The sequence below is a fragment of the Halanaerobium sp. genome (genome assembly GCF_003070835.1).
The window spans coordinates 1-4,383 of the sequence record NZ_QBLR01000281.1; the positions used below are offsets into that span (position 1 = coordinate 1).

General features: G+C 30.1%; 2 protein-coding genes and 1 pseudogene. All 3 read left to right on the forward strand.

Annotation, left to right across the window (positions count from 1 at the left end; all coding sequences use genetic code 11):
* Nucleotides 1-525: 525 nt before the first annotated feature.
* Nucleotides 526-3,615, forward strand: coding sequence for a type I restriction endonuclease subunit R (locus tag CI949_RS17360; RefSeq protein ID WP_290768677.1), 3,090 nt, complete (start codon nucleotides 526-528; stop codon nucleotides 3,613-3,615).
* A 46-nt stretch (nucleotides 3,616-3,661) separates the two neighbouring features.
* Entirely contained in the window at nucleotides 3,662-4,033 is a 372-nt protein-coding gene (locus CI949_RS17365) for a GIY-YIG nuclease family protein (protein WP_290768679.1), read from the forward strand.
* Nucleotides 4,034-4,105: 72 nt separating this feature from the next.
* A pseudogene (locus CI949_RS17370) lies at nucleotides 4,106-4,383 on the forward strand (GIY-YIG nuclease family protein); the annotation flags it as partial.

A 4,383-nucleotide genomic window follows, 5' to 3' on the forward strand; every position in this document is an offset into this window, starting at 1 on the left:
CGGAAAAATGACAAAAATGAAAAAGTCAAGTCTCAAAATAGCGGTTTAAAGACACTGGAGTTGTCTGGAGTTAATATATCTGAATAAAAGTATATTAATCGCAGTTTTTATTCTGTTTAAGATGCTTAATAACAAAGGGAAATATTGGTTTCAGGTTGGGGTGAAAAATTTTGAAAGGTGCTATTAAGCCTTATCAATCAAGGGCTTATTTAGCCGAAAATCTTAAATAAATTAAGTGGGGGGTTACTAAAATATATAAAAGAAAGAGTCAATAATTATGATGGAAATAACAATAATATCGATAATTTCATTAAAGAATTTATTGATGAATATGAAAAAATAAACGTTCCAGACTTATATATTAGAAAAAATACTTTAGCTCAAATAAAAGTTAAAATAAAAAGATTGATGAAAAAATATGAGTTAATAGGAGAAGTTAGTTATAATGATTTATTTGAATTTTTTATTAATCTAGTTCAAAATGAGACAAATCAAAAATAAATAGTTAAATAAGAGGTGAAAACTATGTTTACTGAAGAAGAACTAGAAGAAGCAGGTCTTGCCTGGTTTAAGGAATTGAATTATTCAATAGCATCTGGTCCGAAAATCAGTCCAGGTGGAGAATATCCAGAAAGAGATGATTATCGAGAAGTAGTTCTTAAAGATAGATTAAGAAATTCTTTATACAAAATTAATTCCGAAATACCAAATCAAGCCTTAGAAACTGCAGTTCGCAAAATATTAATTCCAGAAGAACCTTCTTTGTTGGAAAATAATCGTAACTTCCATAATATGCTTACTGATGGAATAGATGTTGAATATGAAAGAGAAGATGGCAGTATTAAAGGAGATAAAGTCTGGATTTTTGATCAAGAAAATATTAACAATAATGACTGGTTATTAGTTAATCAATTTGCAATCAAAGAAGGTAATCAAACAAGAAGACCTGATCTAATAGTTTTTCTCAATGGTTTACCTCTTGTAGTGATTGAATTAAAAAGTGCAACTAAAGAAAAAGCTACAATCGATAAAGCATATAATCAGTTGCAGACTTATAAAAAAGAAATACCTTCACTTTTTACATATAATCAAATGTTAATCACCAGTGATGGACATAATGCTCGCGTTGGAACAATAACTGCCAATAAAGAAAGATTTATGCCCTGGCGTAGTATAGATGGCGAAGAAATAGCTCCCACAGGAATTCCAGAAATGGAAGTTTTAATTAAAGGTATTTTCCAAAAATATAGATTTCTAGATTTGATCCATCATTATATACTTTTTCAAGATGATGGTTTAAACATAACAAAGATTTTTGCTGCCTATCATCAATACCATGCTGTTGATAAAGCAATTAATAGTACTGCTAAAGCTATTAGTGATGAGGGGGATCGTAGAATTGGAGTTGTTTGGCACACTCAAGGCTCAGGTAAAAGCTTATCTATGGTCTTTTATGCTGGTAAATTAGTTTTAGGTCTTGATAATCCTACTATAGTTGTAATAACAGATCGAAATGATCTTGATGATCAGCTATTTGGGACTTTTAGCAGTTCTAGTGATTTATTAAGACAGAAACCCAAACAAGCAGAAAGCAGAGAAGATTTAAAAAAATTACTTTCAGTAGAAGCTGGAGGAATTATTTTTACTACCATTCAAAAGTTTGAAGAGAGTGCTGATAATTCAATCTTGACAGATCGTAAAAATGTAATAGTGATTGCTGATGAAGCTCATAGAAGTCAATATGGGTTTGATCCCAGTATTAAACAGAGTGATGGTAAAGCAGAAACTAAATATGGTTATGCTAAATATATGCGAGATGCACTACCAAACGCTTCTTATATTGGTTTTACTGGAACTCCTATAGAAATGGATGATAAAAACACACCAGCTGTTTTTGGTGGTTATATAGATGTCTATGATATGACAAGAGCTGTTAAAGATGAAATGACTGTAAAGATTTATTATGAAAGTAAAATCGTTCAAGTCAAACTTCCAGATGATCAAAAAGATTTATTAGATTCTGAGATAGACGAATTAACTGAAGGCATAATTGCTGAAGAAAGAGAAAAATATAAAGCTAGAAATTCAGCTTTAGAAGCAGTTGTTGCTGCTGATAGCAGATTGAAAACTGTGGCAGAAGAAATTGTAAAACACTTTAAACAAAGACAAGAGGCTATTTTAGGTAAAGGAATGATAGTAACTATCTCTAGAAGAGCTGCTGTTAAATTATATGATAAAATAACTGATTTAAAACCAAACTGGCGCCATAAAGATGATGAAAAGGGTAAAATTAAGGTAGTTATGTCAGGTGATGCAAGTGATCCAGAATCTTGGCAGCCTCATATTAGACCGAAATCACAGCGGAAAGTAATAGAAAAAAGAATGAAAGATGAAGATGACTCATTAAAATTAGTTATTGTCTGTGATATGTGGTTAACTGGTTTTGATGTACCACCTCTGCATACAATGTATATAGATAAACCTCTTAAAGGTCATAATTTAATGCAGGCTATTGCCAGGGTTAATAGAGTTTATAAAGATAAACCAGGTGGATTAATCGTTGACTTTATTGGAATAGCTGACGCTCTGAAAAAAGCTTTAATGGTTTATACAGAATCAGATCGCAAAAATACAGCTATTGATACAGAAGAAGCACTAAAAGAGTTATTAAAAGAATATGAAATATTGAATGATATATTCTATAAATTTAATTATAAAAGATTTTTTAAAGCTAAACCACAAAGTAAGATGAGAATTATAACTGAAGCAATGGAATATATACTTTCATTAGATGACGAACCAGCCGGAACTGGTGAAGAACGATTTATTAGACATGTAAATCGATTGTCTAAAGCTTATGCACTTTGTTCTACTACTGAAAAAGCTCAATCAATTAGTGAAGATATTGCTTTTTTTAAGGCGGTTAAAACTGCTTTAAGAAAACATTTTAATGATGGTGAAAAAAATCCTCAAGATATTGAAGGGGCAATTAATCAAATGGTTTCTAAAGCTATTGCTGCTGATGGAGTCATTGATATTTTTGAAGATTCAAAAATAGATCCTGATATGTCTATTTTATCCGAAGAATTTTTAGAGGAAATCAAACATTTAAGACATAAAAATCTGGCTGCTCGAACATTAGAACAGATTTTGAAAACTAAGGTCAAAGCTTTGGCAAAGAAAAATCTGGTGAAATCAAAAAAGTTTTCAGAAATGTTAGATGAAACCATCAATAAATATCGTAATAGAGCCATTGAAACTAGAGAAGTTATAGAAGAACTAATAAAACTGGCTCAAGAAATGAATAAAGCCAAGAATGAGGAAAATGAACTGGGATTAAATGAAGATGAAGTAGCTTTTTATGATGCTTTAGGAGTTAATGATGCTGCAGTAAAAATAATGGGTGATGAAATATTAAAGAAAATTGCTGTAGAATTAGCAGAAACTATTAGAAACAGTACAACTATTGACTGGAATTCTCGCAAAAGTGTAAGAGCTAAAATGAAAGTTAAAATTAAAAGGCTTTTAAGAAAATATGGTTATCCACCTGATAAGCAAAAAAAAGCTATTGCTACCGTGATGGAACAGGCAGAGGAAATGTGTGATCGCGATTGATTGAAAATTATAACATAAATCTTATTTCTTGAAAGAGTGATAAACTATGAAAGCAATCTTTTCTAAAACAATAAAGTTATTCTTATTAGATGGAGATCCAAACAAAAGAATGTCTTGTGAATTATCTAATTGGGTTGGAAAAGCTTATAAAATTCCACGTTCTTTAATGAAAGAATCTGATGATAGGGATGATCTTCAAAATATTGGAGTATATTTTCTCTTTGGTAAAGATCCTAACAATCCTGATGATAATATGATCTATATAGGTCAAACAGAAAATATATTTAATCGCTTAAAACAACATCTTGATCAAAAAGAATTTTGGAATGAAGTTGTTACAGTAATTAGTAAAGATGATAATTTAAATCGAGCTCATGTAAGATATTTAGAATATAAGTTATATGAAATTGCTGAATAAGTTGGAAGGTATAAATTAGAAAATAGTTCTATTCCAAAAGCTCCATCTATATCTGAACCTGATAAAGCCGAAATGGAGGAGTTTATTTATAACGTTAAATTATTAGTAAACACTTTAGGATATAAGGTTTTTGAAGAAATAAAAGAAAAACAAAATAAAAGCGAAAACTATTTCTATATAAATGCTGTTAGAGGAGCAAAAGGTAAGGGTCAAATTACTAGTGAAGGTTTTGTAGTACTAAAAGGATCTAAAATGTCTAATAATACTGTTGATTCAGCTCAAAATTGGGTAATTAAAAAGAGAAAAGAGCTATTAGAAAAAGAAATTGTAGTTGAAAATGATGAAAATTA

What these genes read in the sequence shown, in the direction of transcription:
- CI949_RS17360 (WP_290768677.1), top strand. Translation starts at nt 526, where the DNA reads ATGTTTACTGAAGAAGAACTAGAAGAAGCAGGTCTTGCCTGGTTTAAG.
- CI949_RS17365 (WP_290768679.1), top strand. Translation starts at nt 3,662, where the DNA reads ATGAAAGCAATCTTTTCTAAAACAATAAAGTTATTCTTATTAGATGGA.